The sequence below is a fragment of the Streptomyces sp. NBC_01317 genome (assembly GCF_035961655.1).
In the GTDB taxonomy this organism is placed as follows: domain Bacteria; phylum Actinomycetota; class Actinomycetes; order Streptomycetales; family Streptomycetaceae; genus Streptomyces.
This window is the reverse complement of the sequence record NZ_CP108393.1, coordinates 6,256,508-6,274,466: the sequence shown is the minus strand read 5'-3', so window position 1 is coordinate 6,274,466 and position 17,959 is coordinate 6,256,508. Positions and strand designations below refer to the sequence as shown.

The window sequence follows — 17,959 nt, the reverse complement described above, 5'->3', positions numbered from 1 at the left end:
CTCCCCCGGTGACGCCTACCTGGCGCAGGAAATTCCGGCGGCTCGTGCCGGAGGCGCTCGTGCCCGAAGTGCCCGTGAGTGCGGCGCTGTTGCCCGAAGTGCGGTTGCCCGTGGTGGTGTTCGGCGTGTGACGCATGGCCAGTTACCCCTTCCGGTCAGGTGTGCGGGGATCTTGGCAACGGCGTGTTACGGCCCGTCGGATGCTCGTGTATCCCACACGTTGCTCTCCGCTCACCGTGCCACCGGGCGCGACGGCCAATCACCCACTCCCTCTTGGCCATTGGTCCAGACCTTGGCATGCTCTAGGCGGCCGGAACCGATCCGGCCCCTGACCGGGAAGGCACCCCCATGCGCGCCCGAACGCTCCTCCCCGCCCTGCTGGCCCCCCTCCTCGCCACCGGCGGTACGGCCCTGCTCGCCACGCCCGCCGGCGCGGCGGCCTCGGCCACCGTCATCCAGGTGAGCACCGCCGCCCAGCTCAAGACGGCCCTGACCACCGTGGCCCCCGGCGACACGATCAAGCTCGCCGACGGCACCTACAAGGGCAACTTCAAGGCCACCGTGGCCGGTACCGCCGGGGCCAGGATCACCCTCGTCGGCTCGCCCGCCGCCGTCCTCACCACCACCACCGGCGGCGGCTACGCCCTGCACCTCAACGGAGCCGCGTACTGGACCGTCCAGGGCGTCACGGTCACCAACGCGCAGAAGGGCATCGTGACGGACGCGGCGAACGGCGTCGTGATCGACTCCGTGACCGTGCACAACCTGACCATGGAGGGCGTCCACTTCCGGACGTCCAGCAGCAACGGCATCCTCAGGAACTCACGGATCTACGACACCGGCAACGACGGCCGGGGCATGGGCGAGGGCGTGTACGTCGGCTCGGCGGGCGACCTGAGCGACCGCAGCGACAACGCGCAGATCCTGAACAACACCATCGGGCCCGACGTCGGCGGCGAGAACATCGACATCAAGGAAGGCACCACCGGTGCGCGCATCATCGGCAACACCTTCGACGGCAACGGCCTCACCAACGCCAACTTCGACGACTCCTGGGTCGACGTGAAGGGCAACAACACGCTGGTCGAGGGCAACACCGGGCGCAACACCCGGAACAACGGCTACGAGACCCACACCCAGCAGACCGGCTGGGGCTGCGGCACGGTCTTCCGCTCCAACCGCTCCGACCTGACCGGCGCGACCGGCACGGGCAGGATCGCCGTCAACGTCACCAACAACAGCGCGTCCTGCCGGACGACGGTCTACAGCTCCAACACGGTGACCGGCGGCAACGGCCTGACGAACATCGCCGTCACCCCCTGACGCCTTGAAGCCCTGATCCCCGGAAAAGCGGAAGGCCCGCTCCCCCGAAGGGGAACGGGCCTTCCGTCCGGCTGTTCAGCCACCTGCCGGCCGGAGCGTCAGCTCTGGCCGCCGGCCAGCTTCTCGCGGAGCGCGGCAAGTGCCTCGTCCGACGCCAGGGCGCCGGAGTTGTCGTCCGACTCCGAGGAGTACGAACCGCCGCCACCGCCGCCACCCGAGGCGGCCGGAGCGCTGCCCCCGCCGGCGGGCGCGGCAGCACCCTCGGCGGCAGCGGCCTCGTCGGCCTCGCGGGACTTGATGACCTGCGCCTGGTGCTGCTCGAAGCGGAGCTGCGCCTCGGCGTACTGGCCCTCCCACGCCTCACGCTGGGTCTCGAAGCCCTCGAGCCAGTCGTTCGTCTCGGGGTCGAAGCCCTCGGGGTAGATGTAATTCCCCTGGTCGTCGTAGGACGCGGCCATGCCGTAGAGCGTCGGGTCGAACTCGACCGAGGCCGGGTCGCTGCCGAAGGACTCGTTGGCCTGCTTCAGCGAGAGGCTGATGCGGCGGCGCTCCAGGTCGATGTCGATGACCTTGACGAAGATCTCGTCGTTGACCTGGACGACCTGCTCCGGGATCTCCACGTGGCGCTCGGCCAGCTCGGAGATGTGGACCAGACCCTCGATGCCCTCGTCGACACGGACGAACGCGCCGAACGGGACGAGCTTGGTGACCTTGCCGGGGACGACCTGGCCGATCTGGTGCGTCCGGGCGAACTGCTGCCACGGGTCTTCCTGCGTCGCCTTGAGCGACAGGGAGACACGCTCGCGGTCCATGTCCACGTCGAGCACCTCGACGGTGACCTCCTGGCCGACCTCGACCACCTCGGAGGGGTGGTCGATGTGCTTCCAGGACAGCTCGGAGACGTGCACGAGACCGTCGACGCCGCCGAGGTCCACGAACGCACCGAAGTTGACGATCGAGGAGACGACGCCGGAGCGGACCTGGCCCTTCTGGAGGGTCGTGAGGAACGTCTGGCGGACCTCGCTCTGCGTCTGCTCCAGCCAGGCACGGCGGGACAGGACCACGTTGTTGCGGTTCTTGTCCAGCTCGATGATCTTGGCTTCGAGCTCCTTGCCCACGTAGGGCTGGAGGTCGCGGACGCGGCGCATCTCGACGAGAGACGCCGGCAGGAAGCCACGGAGGCCGATGTCGAGGATGAGACCACCCTTGACCACCTCGATGACGGTGCCGGTGACGATCCCGTCCTCTTCCTTGATCTTCTCGATCGTGCCCCAGGCGCGCTCGTACTGGGCGCGCTTCTTCGAGAGGATCAGGCGGCCTTCCTTGTCCTCCTTCTGGAGAACAAGGGCTTCGATCTCGTCGCCGACCTTGACGACCTCGTTGGGGTCGACGTCGTGCTTGATCGAAAGCTCGCGGGACGGGATGACGCCTTCGGTCTTGTAACCGATGTCGAGCAGGACCTCGTCCCGGTCGACCTTCACGATGACGCCGTCGACGATGTCGCCGTCGTTGAAGTACTTGATCGTCTCGTCGATCGCGGCGAGGAAGGCCTCGGCGTTACCGATGTCATTGACCGCAACCTGCGGAGTGGTGGCGGTGGTCTCGGTGCTGCTCGTCATGTGGGTTAGGGCTCCGGTGCGGACAGTGAGTCGTAGGTACTGCTACGCCGGGAGCCCGTATCGCGTCTGCCGAAGCCGGACAGCCAAGGAAGCGCCGATCCCACACCACGGGATAAGCGCCTCGACGACCGAGGGGACAACCAACTGACGCGAGCGCGGCTGCTACGTCTGAGGCGCGCAAGCCCGCAGCGCAACCTTTAGCATACGGGGGCAGCCGAGCACGGTCAATGCGCGAAGGCGCACACCCGGGGCGGAACGGCCCATACCCGGCACATCCAGCGTTCGATGAGGCCACCACGGCCCCACGACGACTCCTCGCAGCCTACGACGACGGACACGATGATCCAAGAGTACGAACCCGAATCAGCGGCCGGTCCCGCGACCGGCCCCGCGACCGGCTCCGACAGCGGCCCCGACACCGAACCCGAGGCCACCCGCCGCGAGAGCGGCACGGTGGAGAGCAGCCGGGCCAATCGCGGCTGGTGGGACAGGAACGCGGACGAGTACCAGACCGAGCACGGCACCTTCCTCGGCGACGACCGTTTTGTCTGGTGCCCCGAGGGCCTGGACGAGGTGGAGGCCGAGCTGCTGGGCCCGCAGGAGTCGCTGCGCGGCCTGGACGTCCTGGAGATCGGGGCGGGCGCGGCGCAGTGCTCGCGCTGGCTCGCGGCCCAGGGCGCCCGCCCGGTGGCGCTCGATCTCTCCCACCGCCAGCTCCAGCACGCCCTGCGGATCGCGCAGGACCGCCCGTCGGGCTTCCCGCTGGTGCAGGCCGACGCCGGAGAGCTGCCCTTCCGGGACGGCTCGTTCGACCTGGCCTGTTCCGCCTACGGCGCGATCCCCTTCGTGGCCGACCCGGTGGGGGTCTTCCGCGAGGTGCGGCGGGTGCTGCGGCCCGGTGGCCGCTGGGTCTTCTCGGTGACGCACCCGGTCCGCTGGGCGTTCCCTGACGAGCCGGGGCCCGAGGGCCTGTCCGTGGCGTCCTCGTACTTCGACCGCACCCCGTACGTGGAACAGGACGAGGAGGGGCGCGCGGTCTACGTGGAGCACCACAGGACGGTCGGCGACCGGGTGCGGGACGTGGTGGCCGGCGGGTTCCGGCTGGTCGACGTCGTGGAGCCGGAGTGGCCGGCCTGGAACAGCCAGGTGTGGGGCGGCTGGTCCCCGCTGCGGGGCAAGCTGATCCCGGGTACGGCGATCTTCGTCTGCGTACGGGAGGACTGACCGGCCCGGTACGGGAGGACCGACCGGCCCGTACGGGAGGACCGCCCGGCCCGTAACTGGAGAACCGGCCGCCCCCGAGGCCGCGGGCCGTACGAGACTGGGCGCATGATCCGCCACGACAGTCTCCGCGCCCTGCCCGTCCGTACCGCCCTGCCCGCGCTGGAGCGGGCCCTCTACGGGCGCGCCGGGGACAGCGCGGACGACGGGCACGGCTGCGCGGTGCTGTGCGCCCCGCCCGGGACCGGCAAGACGACGCTGGTCCCGCTGGTGCTGGCCGGGCTCCTCGGCGAGGGCGGCGGGGGCGCGGCGGGCGGCGCGCCCGTACGGCGGGTCGTCGTCGCCGAGCCCCGGCGGATCGCGGCCCGCGCGGCGGCCCGGCGCATGGCCTGGCTGCTCGGCGAGAAGGCCGGCGAGCGGGTCGGTTTCACCGTGCGCGGCGAGCGGGTCGTCAGCCGCGACACGGTGGTGGAGGTGGTGACCACCGGGGTGCTGCTCCAGCGGCTCCAGCGGGACCAGGAGCTGGCCGGCGTCGATGTGGTGATCCTCGACGAGTGCCACGAGCGGCATCTGGACGCGGACACCGTGGCCGCGTTCCTGCTGGACGTACGGGCGGCCCTGCGGCCGGAGTTGCGGCTGGTGGCGGCCTCCGCGACGACGGACGCGGCGGGCTGGGCGCGGCTGCTGGGCGACGCGCCGGTGGTGGAGGCCCAGGGGGTGTCGTACCCGGTGGAGGTGGTCTGGGCGCCGCCGCCGCGGCCCGTACGGCCGCCGCACGGGATGCGGGTCGATCCCGTCCTGCTCACGCATGTGGCGTCGGTGGTCCGGCGGGCGCTGGCCGAGCGGGAGGGTGACGTGCTCTGTTTCCTGCCGGGGGTCGGCGAGATCGGCCGGGTGGCGGGGCAGTTGGGTGACGTGGGGGCCGAGGTCCTCCAGGTGCACGGGCGGGCGCCGGCCGCCGTGCAGGACGCGGTCCTGGCCGGGTCCGCCGGGTCGGGGCGGCGGCGGGTCGTCCTCGCGACGGCCGTGGCGGAGTCGAGCCTGACGGTGCCGGGGGTACGGGTGGTGGTGGACGCGGGCCTGGCGCGTGAGCCCCGTACCGACCACGCGCGCGGGCTCAGCGCCCTGACGACCGTACGGGTGTCGCAGGCGGGCGCCCGGCAGCGGGCGGGCCGGGCGGGGCGCGAGGCGCCGGGGGCCGTCTACCGCTGCTGGACGGAGGCCGAGGATGTCCGGCTGGCGCGTTTCCCCTCCCCCGAGATCAGGGTCGCGGACCTGGCGGCGTTCGCGCTCCAGGCGGCGTGCTGGGGCGATCCGGACGCGCGTGGTCTCGCGCTGCTCGACGCGCCGCCCGCCGGCGCCCTCGCGGCGGCCCGTGCCGTGCTGACGGCCGTCGGCGCGGTGGACGGCTCCTCGGGCCGGGCAACCGAGCGCGGGGTGCGGATGTCGCGGATCGGTCTGCATCCCCGGCTGGCGCGGGCGCTCCTGGACGGCGCCTCGCGGGTCGGCACGCGCCGGGCGGCGGAGGTGGTGGCGCTGCTGAGCGAGGAGCCGCCGCGCGCGTACGGGGACGATCTGGCGGCGGCCTGGCGTGCCGCGCGCGGCAACAGCGACGCGTACGGCGCCCGTTGGCGGCAGGAGGCGCGGCGGCTGGCCTCGGCGGCGGGCCAGGAGACGGCGGGACGGGAAGGCGGGGCCTCGGACGACACCGTGGCCGGGCTGGTGGCGGCGCTGGCGTTTCCGGAGCGGGTGGCGCGGGCGCGGGGCGCGGGGGCGTACCTGATGGTGTCCGGTACGGGCGGGGAGTTGGGCGACGGGTCGGCGCTGCGCAGCGCCGGCTGGCTGGCGGTGGCGGTGGCGGACCGGCCGGCCACGGCGGTGGCCGCGCGGGTGCGGCTGGCGGCGGTGATCGACGAGGCGACGGCGCGCGATGCCGCCGGGCATCTGCACTCCGAGGGCGAGGAGGTCCGCTGGGAGGACGGTGACGTGGTGGCCCGGCGGGTGGAACGGCTGGGGGCGGTGGAGCTGTCCGTACGGCCCCTGAAGAAGCCGGACGGCCGGCTGGTGCGGGCGGCCCTGCTGGACGGGTTGCGGCGTGAGGGGTTCGGGCTGCTGCGCTGGACGCGGGACACGGAGGGGCTGCGGGAGCGTCTGGGTTTCCTCCACCGGGAGCTGGGCGGGGGCTGGCCCGACGTGTCGGACGCGGCGCTGCTGGAGCGGGCGGACGAGTGGCTGGAGCCCGAACTGTCGCGGGCCCGGCGGCGGTCGGACCTGGCGCGGCTCGACGCGGGGCAGGCGCTGCGGCGGCTGCTGCCCTGGTCCACGGGGGAGGCCTCGCGGCTGGACGAGCTGGCGCCGGAGCGGATCGAGGTGCCGAGCGGGTCGCGGGTACGGGTGGAGTACGGCGGGCCGCAGCCCGTCCTGGCCGTGAAGCTCCAGGAGTTGTTCGGTCTTCGGGAGACGCCGAGGGTGGCGGGGGTGCCGGTGCTGGTGCATCTGCTGTCGCCCGCCGGGCGTCCGGCGGCGGTGACGGCGGATCTGGCGTCGTTCTGGCGGGAGGGCTACCGGGCCGTGCGGGCGGAGTTGCGGGGGCGCTATCCCCGCCATCCGTGGCCGGAGGATCCGTCGACGGCGGTCGCGACGCGGCGGCTGAACAACCGGCGGTGAGTGAGCGGCGGTCCACCACGGACGCGTCCGCCCCCGGGTCCGGAGGGACGCGGGGGCGGCTGTGTGGCGCGGACCGTACGGTCAGCCCGCCGGGGTGGAGGGCGACGAGGACGGGGTGCCGGAGGGCTCGCCCGACGGTGTGCCCGGCTCGGTGGGCGGCGGGGTGGTGGGCGGCGCGGTGACCTTGACGGTGATGTCCAGGGTCACCCCGTCCTCCGTCCGGAGGCGCAGCACGAACGTTCCGGCATCGGTGTCCGCGAAGAGGTCCGGGAGCTGGAGGACACCGTCGGCACCGGTGGTGAGGCCGGTCAGCGTCCGGAGCTTGCCGCCGTCGGCCGCCTTGAAGTACGGGCCGCCGGCCGGGGCGGTGGGGTCGTCGGCGGAGCTGATCACCGAGGCGGTGACACCGGCTCCGGGGACGGCCGTGCCCTTGGACGTGGCCTTGATCTGGACCGGGTCGGCGAACGCGGCGCCCGCGACGGCCGTCAGGTCCTTGCTGTCGGTCCTGGCCAGCGCGTCGGCCGGGCGGGCCGTGACGGTCGTGGTCCAGGTGACGCCGGGGACCAGGCCCGAGGACGGGGTGGCGCGCACCACGAACGTACCGGCCTTCTCACCGGCCTTGAGCTGCGGCGCGATCGCCATGCCGTCCGTGCCGGTGACCACGGTGACGGTGGTGGCGTCGGGGACGAACCGGGCGTCCGTGTCGCCGGCGATCGTGAAGGTGATCTCGACCTTGGCGACGGGCTTGCCCGTCTTGTCCTCGGCCCGGACCGCGGCCCGCCCGGGGAACAGGCTCCCGGCGACGGTGGTGAACGTACCCGTGCCGGCCTTCTCCACGTGACTGACGACGGGCGGCTTCGACGCCGGCGGCTTGGTCGGGGGCGTTGTCGGCGGCTTGGTCGGAGGCGTCGTCGGAGGTGAAGTGGGGGGCGTCGTCGGCGGCTTGGTGGGCGGCGGGGTGCCCGGGGACGTCGGCGGCGGGGTGCCCGGCGCCGAGGGAGTGACCGGCGTCGTCGGGACCGTACCGGTCGGGGTGTCGGTGCTGGGCAGGACGCCGGTGCCGTTCGGGACCTCGTGCGTGCCCTTGCGGTAGTACTCCAGCCACGACCGGACCGTGTTCAGGTAGTCCTGCGAGTGGTTGTAGCTGAGGATCGCCTCGTCCAGGTCGGCGTCGACCGTGAGGTCGCGGCCGGCCGCGCAGAGGTAGTGGCCGGCCGCGAGGGCCGCGTCGTAGATGTTGTTGGGGTCCTTGCGGCCGTCCCCGTTGCCGTCCTGGCCCGAGGTCGCCCAGGTGGAGGGGATGAACTGCATGGGCCCGACGGCCCGGTCGTGCGTCGTGTCGCCGTCGTACGCGCCGTTGTCCGTGTCGGAGATGTTGGCGAAGCCGACCCCGTTGAGGACGGGCCCGAGGATCGGGGCGGTCGTGGTGCCGTCGGCGTCGACCGCGCCGCCGCGCGCCTGGCCGGACTCGACCTTGCCGATCGCGGCGAGCAGTTGCCAGGGGAGCCGGCAGTCGGGCCTGGTCTCCGCGAGGGCCTGTTCCGCCTTCTTGTAGGCGTCGAGGACCGTGGCGGGTATCCCCGCTTCGACGTCGCCCGTGGCCGCCGGCAGGTCTATGGACACCAGCGGCTTGTCGGGCGGGTTGAGCGGCGGAAGGTCCGTGTAGTACGGGGAGTTGCCGGTCGCGGGCGTACCGGGTGGCGTGGTGGTGGCGTCGGCGGCCTGCGTGCCACCGCCGGGCAGTCCGAGGACGGCGCCCGGCGCCTGGGAGGCGGAGAGTGCCGCGATGGCCACGGCGGCCACCGCGGTGGTGGTGGCTCCTCTGCGCAGTCGGCTGCCGAATGGCACTGCCATACGTCTGGTCCCTCCCCGGTGGAATACACATGCGCGCTCCCCGCGCCTGGGCACCGGCGACCCTACGTCAACTCCCTGTGCGGCAACACCGGTCGCGACCGGTTTTCACCAGTTCGCCACCTGAGGGTCGCCCGGGGGCCGCAGGCCTCACCCGGGCCGGTGCCCCACCCGGGTGAGCTGCGCCGTTCGCCCCGCTGTACGGATCAGTGGGCCGCCGACTCCCAGTCGGTGCCGACGCCCACGGAGACGTCCAGCGGCGCCCGCAGGTCGACGGCGGCCGGCATCTCGCGGCGCAGGATGGCCTCGACCTCCTCGCGCTCGCCGGGGGCGATCTCCAGGACGATTTCGTCGTGGACCTGGAGGAGCATGCGGGACGTGAGGCCGGCCGCGCGGACGGCCCGGTCCACGTTCAGCATGGCGACCTTGACGATGTCGGCCGCGGTGCCCTGGATGGGGGCGTTGAGCGCCATCCGCTCGGCGGTCTCGCGGCGCTGGCGGTTGTCGCTGTTGAGGTCGGGCAGATACCGGCGGCGGCCGAGCATCGTCTCCGTGTAGCCCGTGGCCCTGGCCTCGGCGACCGCGCGCTGGAGGTAGTCCCTTACGCCGCCGAACCGCTCGAAGAAGGTGTCCATCAACCCCCGGGCCTCGGCGGCCTCGATGTTCAGCTGCGCGGAGAGGCCGAACGCCGAGAGGCCGTACGCCAGTCCGTACGACATGGCCTTGATCTTGCGGCGCATCTCGGGGTCGACGGCGGCCCGCTCCACCGCGAACACCTGGGAGGCGACGGTGGTGTGCAGGTCCTCCCCGGAGGTGAAGGCCTCGATCAGGCCCGCGTCCTCGGAGAGGTGCGCCATCACCCGCAGTTCGATCTGGCTGTAGTCGGCCGTCATCAGCGATTCGTACCCCTCGCCGACGACGAAGCCGCGGCGGATCGCCCGGCCCTCGTCCGTGCGCACGGGCACGTTCTGGAGGTTGGGGTCGGTGGACGAGAGCCGGCCGGTGGCGGCGACGGTCTGGCTGAACGTGGTGTGGATACGGCCGTCGGCGCCGATCGTCTTGACCAGGCCCTCGACGGTGACCCGCAGCTTCGCCTGCTCGCGGTGGCGCAGCATGATGACGGGCAGTTCGTGCTCGGTCCGGCCGGCGAGCCAGGCGAGCGCGTCGGCGTCGGTGGTGTAACCGGTCTTGGTCTTCTTGGTCTTGGGCAGGCCCAGCTCGCCGAAGAGGACTTCCTGGAGCTGCTTGGGCGAGCCGAGGTTGAACTCGTGGCCGACGGCGGCGTGCGCCTCCTTCACGGCCTGCTGGACGGCGCCCGCGAACTGCTGCTCCATGGCTTCCAGGTGCGCCCGGTCGGCGGCGATGCCGTGGCGCTCCAGCCGGGCCAGCAGGGCGGAGGTGGGCAGCTCCACCCCGTACAGCAGGTCGGTGGCGCCGACCTCGGCGAGCCGCTCGGTGAACGCGTCGCCCAGGTCGAGGACCGCGCGGGCCTGGGTCATCAGCGCGTCGGCCTCGGCCTCGTCGTCGGCGCCGAAGGCGAGCTGGCCGTCGGCGGAGGCGGCGGGGGCCAGCTCCCGGCCGAGGTATTCGACGGCGAGGGTGTCCAGGGCGAAGGAGCGGCGGCCGGGCTTGACGAGGTAGGCGGCGAGGGCGGTGTCCATCGTGACGCCGCCGACGCGCCAGCCGTGCTCGGGGGCGACCCGCATGACGCTCTTCGCGTTGTGCATGACCTTGGGCCGCTCGTCGTCGGCGAGCCAGGCGGCGAAGGCCTGTTCGTCGGCCTCGTCCAGCTGGGTCGTGTCGAACCAGGCGGCGGGGCCGCCCGCGGCGGCGAGCGCGACCTCGGTGATGGAGCCGGCGCCCAGGGCCCAGGTGTCGACCGTGGCGATGCCGAGCGGCCCGGTGCCGTGCTCGGCGAGCCACGGGGTGAGCTGCCCGGAGCCGAGGACGGTGCCGTCCAGCTCGACGCCGGCGGCGGGGGCCGGGGGCTCGTCCTCGACGGCGCCCGGGTCCACGGCCAGCAGCCGCTCGCGGAGGCTGGGGTTACGGATCTCCAGGACCTCCAGCACGGAGATCAGGGCCGTACGGTCGTAGGGCTGCCGCTCCAGCTCCTGGGGGGTCTTGGGCAGCTCCACCGTGCACGTCAGCTCCGTGAGCCTGCGGTTGAGCTTGACCGACTCCAGGTGGTCGCGGAAATTCTGCCCCGCCTTGCCCTTCACGTCGTCGGCGCGCGCGATCAGCTCGTCGAAGGAGCCGAACTCCCTGATCCACTTGGCGGCGGTCTTCTCGCCCACGCCCGGGATGCCGGGGAGGTTGTCGGACGGGTCGCCGCGCAGGGCGGCGAAGTCCGGGTACTGCCGGGGGGAGAGGCCGTACTTCTCCTCGACCTTCTCCGGGGTGAAGCGGGTCAGCTCGGAGACGCCCTTGGTGGGGTAGAGCACGGTCGTGTGCTCGGTGATCAGCTGGAAGGAGTCCCGGTCGCCGGTGACGATGAGTACTTCGAAGCCGGCCGCCTCGGCCTGGGTGGCGAGGGTCGCGATGACGTCGTCGGCCTCGAACCCGTCGATCGCGAACCGGTCCGCGTGCATCGCGTCCAGCAGCTCGCCGATCAGCTCGACCTGTCCCTTGAACTCGTCGGGGGTCTTCGAGCGGTTCGCCTTGTACTCGGGGAACTCCTCCGAGCGCCACGTCTTGCGGGACACGTCGAAGGCGACCGCGAAGTGGGTGGGCGCCTCGTCACGCAGGGTGTTCGCCAGCATCGACGCGAAGCCGTAGATGGCGTTGGTCGGCTGGCCGGTCGCGGTCGTGAAATTCTCCGCGGGCAGCGCGAAGAACGCCCGGTACGCCAGGGAGTGCCCGTCCATGAGGAGCAGGCGAGGACGGTTGTCTGGGGTCTTCTTCGACGCTGTCTCAGCCACGTACCCGATCCTGCCACGCCCCACTGACAATCCCGACCGGTCCCGCGCTCCGCCCGGTGGGCCCGGCGGTGACGGGCTTCACTGGGGGGTGGTCTATACCCGTCAGGCCGCCCTGTGCAAAACTTGAATACTGTACACAGTCGACAGTAACCAGTTTGTGCGTGAATCCAGTTCGTGTGTGATACGCAGCTCTAGGAGAGCACGATGGCCAGCAAGCCGCCCGCAGGTGATCCGGTCCAGGACGCGCCGCAGGTCGCGGCCCCCAAGCACGCCGCCGCGGGACTGCCCGCCGTCGCGCACTCCCTGATCATCGCGCGACAGCAGATGGGGGTGCGCCGCAGCGCGCGGACCCTCCTCAAGCTCAACCAGAAGAACGGCTTCGACTGCCCCGGCTGCGCCTGGCCCGAGGGCGACCACCGGCACAAGGCCGAGTTCTGCGAGAACGGCGCGAAGGCCGTCGCCGAGGAGGCGACGGTACGCCGGGTGACCCCGGACTTCTTCGCCGACCACTCGGTGGAGGACCTGGCAGGGCGCAGCGGCTACTGGCTCGGCCAGCAGGGCCGTATCACCCAGCCGATGTACCTGCCGGAAGGCGCCGAGCACTACCAGGCCGTCCCCTGGGAGCGGGCCTTCCAGATCATCGGCGAGGAACTGAAGGCCCTGGAGTCGCCCGACGAGGCGTGCTTCTACACGTCGGGCCGTACCAGCAACGAGGCCGCGTTCCTTCTCCAGCTCTTCGCGCGCGAGTTCGGCACGAACAACCTGCCCGACTGCTCCAACATGTGCCACGAGTCGTCCGGTTCGGCCCTCGCGGAGACCATCGGCATCGGCAAGGGCAGCGTGTCCCTGGAGGACATGCACCGGGCCGACCTGATCATCGTCGCCGGGCAGAACCCGGGCACCAACCACCCGCGCATGCTCTCCGCGCTGGAGAAGGCCAAGTCCGCGGGCGCGAAGATCATCTCGATCAATCCGCTGCCCGAGGCGGGACTCGAGCGCTTCAAGAACCCCCAGACGCCGCTCGGCATGGTCAAGGGCGCCGCCCTCACCGACCTGTTCCTCCAGATCCGCATCGGCGGCGACCAGGCCCTGTTCCGCCTGCTCAACAAGATCGTCCTGGAGACGCCCGGCGCCGTGGACGAGTCCTTCGTCGCCGAATTCACCCATGGGTACGAGGAGTTCGCCGCGGCCGCGCGCGAGGCCGACTGGGACCAGACGCTGACCGCGACCGGCCTGGACCGCGCCGACATCGAGAAGGCCGGCGAGATGGTCCTCGCCTCGAAACGCACCATCATCTGCTGGGCCATGGGCCTCACCCAGCACAAGCACTCCGTGCCGACCATCCGCGAGGTCGTCAACCTCCTGCTGCTGCGCGGCAACATCGGCCGCCCCGGCGCCGGCGTCTGCCCCGTGCGCGGCCACTCCAACGTGCAGGGCGACCGCACGATGGGCATCTTCGAGCGGCCCTCCGACGCCTTCCTGGACGCCCTGGACCTGGAGTTCAGCATCACCTCGCCCCGCCACCACGGCTACGACGTGGTGCGGTCCATCGAGGCGCTGCGCGACGGCGACGCGAAGGTCTTCTTCGCGATGGGCGGCAACTTCGTCGGCGCGACCCCGGACACGCTCGTGACCGAGGCCGCCATGCGCAACGCGCGGCTCACCGTGCACGTCTCCACCAAGCTCAACCGGTCGCACGTCGTCACCGGCGTCCGCGCGCTGATCCTGCCCACCCTGGGCCGTACCGACAAGGACTTCCAGGCGGGCGTACGGCAGATCGTGACCGTGGAGGACTCCATGGGCATGGTGCACGCCTCGCGGGGCAACCTCGAACCGGCCAGCCCCCACCTGCTCTCCGAACCGGCCATCGTCGTACGGATGGCCCGCGCCGTCCTCGGCCCCTCCTCCCTGATCCCCTGGGAGGACTTCGAGAAGGACTACGCGAACATCCGCGACCGGATCGCGCGCGTCATACCCGGGTTCGAGAACTTCAACGAGCGCGTCGCCCACCCCAACGGCTTCGAGCTGCCCCACGCGCCGCGCGACGAGCGGAAGTTCCACACGCACACCGGCAAGGCCAACTTCACCGCCGCGCCCGTCGAGTACCCGAAGCTCCCCGAGGGCCGGCTGCTGCTCCAGACCATGCGCTCGCACGACCAGTACAACACCACCATCTACGGCCTCGACGACCGTTACCGGGGCATCAGGAACGGCCGGCGGATCGTCATGGTCAACCCGGACGACGCGGCCGAACTCGGGCTGCCCGACGGCTCGTACACCGATCTCGTCAGCGAGTGGAAGGACGGCGTGGAGCGCCGGGCCACGGCCTTCCGGATCGTCCACTACCCGACCGCCCGGGGGTGCGCCGCCGCGTACTACCCGGAGACCAATGTGCTGGTCCCGCTCGACGCGACGGCCGACATCAGCAACACCCCCACGAGCAAGTCGGTCATCGTCCGCTTCGAGCCGGCCGAACGCCCCGTGGTGGCGGCCGAGCAGCGGAGGAGTGACCTATCCGACAAGGGGCTCGGCTAAGCGATCGCTCAGCCATCTGATAAGACGGTGCACACACCGCCGTCGACGATCGGAGCCGGGCCCCATGGGCGAGCAGACCCCGACACAGTCCCCCGTGCAGTTCCCCCAGGAGATCATCGACGAGTACGCCGCCCTCGGCGTCGACCTCGCCGCGGTCTTCTCGGCCGGACACCTCGGCGCCCGCATGGGGGTGGAGATCATCGAGGCGTCACCCGAACGTGTGGTCGGCACCATGCCGGTGGAGGGCAACACCCAGCCGTACGGGCTCCTGCACGGCGGCGCGTCCGCCGTGCTCGCCGAGACCCTCGGCTCCATCGGCTCGATGCTGCACGGCGGCAGCCGCAAGGTCGCCGTCGGTGTCGACCTCAACTGCACGCACCACCGGGGGGTGCGCGAGGGTCTGGTCACCGGGGTCGCGACCCCGGTCCACCGCGGCCGTACGACCGCCACCTACGAGATCGTCATCACCGACGACCGGGACAGGCGCGTCTGCTCCGCCCGCCTCACCTGCCTCCTGCGGCAGGCCCCGGCCGGGGCCTGACCGACGGGGGCCCGGACGCAGTAGCGTGCCCGCATGAGGCCATCACCGCGCCGGTACGGGATGCCGCTCGGGTCCGTACCGGCGTACGCACTCGTGCTCGCGACCGCCCTCGCGACCGCCCTCACCGGCTGCGCGGAGGACCGGGGCGGCGCGGACGCGCGCCCCACCACCCCCGCCGCCTCCCGGCCCGCCCCGCGGACCACCCCGCCGGAGGACCTCTGCGCCCGGCTCGTGACGCACTGGGCCCGGGTGGTCCTCGACGGCGGCGCCCAGGCCGGCCTGGACTACCAGGCGATGGGGCTGTCCGGCGGCCAGTACGACATCCTGCGCGCCGTGACCGACGCGGCCCGCACCGAGGAGAAGGCCCGCGGCCCGGCGGCGGCCGGGAGACTGATCGCCGCACAGGCGGACCGCCGTTGCGCCGACCGCTACCGCGACGGCGGCCCGGCCGGCGGCCCCTGGCAGTGAGCGGACCGGCCGGCCCCGGGAGGCCTCCGGATCACCTCCGATCCCAGCGCCCCCTTCCGTATCACCTCAGAAAAGCCACGAACGGTACGCGTCACGATTCATGTGCCGGAATGCGGAAAAGTGGCACGGAATGCCGGACTCCATTTCCTCGGCGTAACACTCCGTAATACGTGCGCAATACAGGCGCCGAGCGATATTCCGGGTGCGCGATACAGCCACGACCTGGCAGAAGTTCATGGCACCGGGTGCCCCGGCCGTTCATCTGACATCCGCTGATGTCAGGACTCAAACCCCCGGACAGTCCTGCACGTTCTCAGCATGTGGACCAGACGAACCGCCCCGAATTCCCCCGATCCACCCCTGAAGTTCCGCTATCCATGACGCCCTGGCATAACAAGAGCGTCACATCATTGCCCAGGCCCTCCACCCGCCCCAATACCCCGCTTATAGTCACCGCCAGTCACCGCGCCGCCGGATTACCTTCAGTTCGGTTCCCGCGCTCGACTCGGTGCGTTCCAGGGGGGACGGCCGTGCCAGGTGAAAGGACTGATCGTGCGTCAACGTTCGCTCATAGCCATGACGGCTACGCTCACTGTGGGAGCGCTCGCGCTCACTGCCTGTGGCTCGCGCGACGAAGGGAAAACCGGCTCCGACGACGAGGGCGGCACCACGGTTGTCATCGGCGTCGACGCGCCGCTGACCGGTGACCTCTCCTCGCTGGGTCTCGGCATCAAGAACTCCGTCGACCTCGCGGCCAAGCAGGCCAACACGAAGAAGTACGTCGACGGCGTCACCTTCAAGGTGGAGGCCCTCGACGACCAGGCGCAGCCGTCCTCCGGACAGCAGAACGCCACCAAGTTCGTCGCCGACAAGACCGTCCTCGGTGTGGTCGGCCCGCTGAACTCCTCCGTGGCCGAGTCCATGCAGAAGGTCTTCGACGACGCGAAGCTCGCCGAGGTCTCGCCCGCCAACACCAACCCGGCCCTGACCCAGGGCACGGACTGGAACGGCGGCACGAAGGCGCGCCCGTACAAGTCGTACTTCCGCACCGCGACCACGGACGCCATCCAGGGCCCGTTCGCCGCGCAGTACCTCTTCAACGACGCGAAGAAGAAGAAGGTCTTCGTCATCGACGACAAGAAGACCTACGGCGCCGGTCTGGCCGCCACCTTCACCGCCGAGTTCAAGAAGCTCGGTGGCACGGTCGCCGGTACCGAGCACATCAACCCGGACACCAAGGACTTCGGCGCCGTCGTCACGAAGGTGAAGAGCTCCGGCGCGGACGTCGTCTACTACGGCGGCGAGTTCCCGCAGGCCGGCCCGCTCAGCAAGCAGATCAAGAAGTCCGGCGCCAAGATCCCGCTCGTCGGCGGTGACGGCATCTACAGCGCCGACTTCATCAAGCTCTCCGGCAAGGAGGGCGAGGGCGACCTCGCCACCTCGGTCGGCGCGCCGGTCGAGACTCTTCCCTCGGCCAAGGAGTTCGTCGCCAACTACGAGGCGGCCGGCTACAAGGACGCCTACGAGGCGTACGGCGGCTACTCCTACGACTCCGGCTGGGCGATCATCGAGGCGGTCAAGAAGGTCGTCGACGCCAACGACGGCAAGCTCCCCGACGATGCCCGCGCCAAGGTCGTCGAGGCCCTCCAGACGGTCTCCTTCGACGGTGTGACCGGCAAGGTCTCCTTCGACGAATTCGGTGACGCGACCAACAAGCAGCTCACCGTCTACGAATACAAGGGCGACGCCTGGGTCCCGGTCAAGTCCGGTACCTACGCCGGCTGACCTTTCCCACCCGCACCACTTCCCCAGCCGCGCGGGGCGCTGCGAAGAACAGCGCCCCGCGCGGTTGTCACATCCGTCGAAAGACTCGGAGGACCTGCGGTGCACGAACTGCCGCAACAGCTGGTCAACGGCCTGCTACTGGGATCCATGTACGGGCTCGTCGCCATCGGCTACACGATGGTTTATGGCATTGTCCAGCTCATCAACTTCGCCCATGGCGAGATCTTCATGACCGGCGGCTTCGGAGCCCTGACGGTCTGGCTCATTCTCCCCACGGGCACGACCATGTGGATCGCCCTCCCGCTCATGATCATCGGGGCGATCGTCATCGCCACCACGATCGCGGTCGGAGCGGAACGATTCGCCTACCGGCCGCTGCGCACCGCACCCCGTCTCGCCCCGCTCATCACCGCCATCGGCCTCTCCCTCGCGCTCCAGCAGGCGGTGTGGGCCTGGTACCCGGAGGCGAAGTCGTCCCGCACGTTCCCCGAGATCTCCGGCGGTCCCTTCCACCTGGGCAGCGTCACCATCCAGACCGGTGACATCTTCCTGCTGGTCGCCGCCCCGATCTGCATGGGCATCCTGGCCTACTTCGTGGCCAGAACCCGGACCGGCCGCGGCATGCAGGCGACCGCGCAGGACCCGGACACGGCCAAGCTCATGGGCATCAACACCGACCGCATCATCGTGGTCGCGTTCGCCCTCGGTGCCGCCTTCGCCGCCGTCGGGGCCGTCGCGTACGGCCTCAAGTACGGCGAGATCAACTTCCGCATGGGCTTCATCCTCGGCCTCAAGGCCTTCACGGCCGCGGTCCTCGGCGGAATCGGCAACATCTACGGCGCCATGCTGGGCGGTCTCGCCCTCGGCATCGCCGAAACCATGGCCACGGCCTACATCAGCGACATCCCCGGCATGCAGCAGCTCGGCGGCCAGTCCTGGGCCGACGTGTGGGCCTTCGTACTTCTCATCGTCGTGCTCCTCGTCAGGCCACAGGGCCTCCTCGGCGAGCGCGTCGCGGACAGGGCGTGACA

Annotated in this window: 11 protein-coding genes; 8 read left to right on the top strand and 3 right to left on the bottom strand. The window is 71.2% G+C overall.

Annotation, left to right across the window (positions count from 1 at the left end; translation table 11 throughout):
- Positions 1-348: 348 nt before the first annotated feature.
- Entirely contained in the window at positions 349-1,323 is a 975-nt protein-coding gene (locus OG349_RS27250) for a sheath polysaccharide-degrading enzyme (protein WP_327237102.1), read from the top strand.
- A 98-nt stretch (positions 1,324-1,421) separates the two neighbouring features.
- On the opposite strand, the gene rpsA is transcribed toward OG349_RS27250, so the two are convergent.
- The gene (gene rpsA / locus OG349_RS27245; RefSeq protein ID WP_161312711.1) at positions 1,422-2,942 is read right to left on the bottom strand and encodes a 30S ribosomal protein S1; all 1,521 of its coding nucleotides are present in this window, start codon (positions 2,940-2,942) and stop codon (positions 1,422-1,424) included.
- Between the two features lie 339 nt (positions 2,943-3,281).
- On the opposite strand from rpsA, the gene OG349_RS27240 reads away from it, so the two are divergent.
- Together OG349_RS27240 and hrpB are read left to right on the top strand one after the other, a co-directional pair.
- Positions 3,282-4,166 (top strand): class I SAM-dependent methyltransferase, encoded by an 885-nt coding sequence (locus tag OG349_RS27240; protein WP_327237101.1) that lies wholly within the window; start codon positions 3,282-3,284, stop codon positions 4,164-4,166.
- Positions 4,167-4,271: 105 nt separating this feature from the next.
- The gene (gene hrpB / locus OG349_RS27235; protein WP_327237100.1) at positions 4,272-6,830 is read left to right on the top strand and encodes an ATP-dependent helicase HrpB; all 2,559 of its coding nucleotides are present in this window, start codon (positions 4,272-4,274) and stop codon (positions 6,828-6,830) included.
- An 81-nt stretch (positions 6,831-6,911) separates the two neighbouring features.
- Here the strand turns inward: hrpB and OG349_RS27230 are convergent, their stop codons facing one another.
- Positions 6,912-8,684, bottom strand: a complete 1,773-nt coding sequence (locus OG349_RS27230) for a lytic transglycosylase domain-containing protein (RefSeq protein WP_327237099.1) — start codon at positions 8,682-8,684, stop codon at positions 6,912-6,914.
- Positions 8,685-8,887: 203 nt separating this feature from the next.
- Complete coding sequence (polA, locus tag OG349_RS27225) at positions 8,888-11,599, bottom strand: DNA polymerase I (protein ID WP_327237098.1); 2,712 nt, start codon at positions 11,597-11,599, stop codon at positions 8,888-8,890.
- Between the two features lie 204 nt (positions 11,600-11,803).
- Here polA and OG349_RS27220 point away from each other — a divergent pair, with 204 nt between their 5' ends.
- From OG349_RS27220 to OG349_RS27200, 5 genes are all read left to right on the top strand, one after another.
- Positions 11,804-14,134 (top strand): FdhF/YdeP family oxidoreductase, encoded by a 2,331-nt coding sequence (locus OG349_RS27220; protein WP_327237097.1) that lies wholly within the window; start codon positions 11,804-11,806, stop codon positions 14,132-14,134.
- A gap of 64 nt (positions 14,135-14,198) precedes the next feature.
- Entirely contained in the window at positions 14,199-14,675 is a 477-nt protein-coding gene (locus tag OG349_RS27215; protein WP_327237096.1) for a PaaI family thioesterase, read from the top strand.
- A gap of 33 nt (positions 14,676-14,708) precedes the next feature.
- Positions 14,709-15,143 (top strand): hypothetical protein, encoded by a 435-nt coding sequence (locus OG349_RS27210; protein WP_327237095.1) that lies wholly within the window; start codon positions 14,709-14,711, stop codon positions 15,141-15,143.
- 552 nt (positions 15,144-15,695) lie between these two features.
- On the top strand, positions 15,696-16,928 hold the full coding sequence (locus tag OG349_RS27205; protein WP_327237094.1) for a branched-chain amino acid ABC transporter substrate-binding protein: 1,233 nt from the start codon (positions 15,696-15,698) through the stop codon (positions 16,926-16,928).
- Between the two features lie 99 nt (positions 16,929-17,027).
- Complete coding sequence (locus tag OG349_RS27200; protein ID WP_327237093.1) at positions 17,028-17,957, top strand: branched-chain amino acid ABC transporter permease; 930 nt, start codon at positions 17,028-17,030, stop codon at positions 17,955-17,957.
- Positions 17,958-17,959 lie beyond the last annotated feature (2 nt).

Bases quoted from the DNA above. Each gene is read 5' to 3' on its own strand.
- OG349_RS27220 (WP_327237097.1), top strand. From the start codon at position 11,804: ATGGCCAGCAAGCCGCCCGCAGGTGATCCGGTCCAGGACGCGCCGCAG.
- OG349_RS27215 (WP_327237096.1), top strand. From the start codon at position 14,199: ATGGGCGAGCAGACCCCGACACAGTCCCCCGTGCAGTTCCCCCAGGAG.
- rpsA (WP_161312711.1), bottom strand. From the start codon at position 2,942: ATGACGAGCAGCACCGAGACCACCGCCACCACTCCGCAGGTTGCGGTC.
- OG349_RS27240 (WP_327237101.1), top strand. From the start codon at position 3,282: ATGATCCAAGAGTACGAACCCGAATCAGCGGCCGGTCCCGCGACCGGC.
- OG349_RS27210 (WP_327237095.1), top strand. From the start codon at position 14,709: ATGAGGCCATCACCGCGCCGGTACGGGATGCCGCTCGGGTCCGTACCG.
- OG349_RS27250 (WP_327237102.1), top strand. From the start codon at position 349: ATGCGCGCCCGAACGCTCCTCCCCGCCCTGCTGGCCCCCCTCCTCGCC.
- OG349_RS27230 (WP_327237099.1), bottom strand. From the start codon at position 8,684: ATGGCAGTGCCATTCGGCAGCCGACTGCGCAGAGGAGCCACCACCACC.
- hrpB (WP_327237100.1), top strand. From the start codon at position 4,272: ATGATCCGCCACGACAGTCTCCGCGCCCTGCCCGTCCGTACCGCCCTG.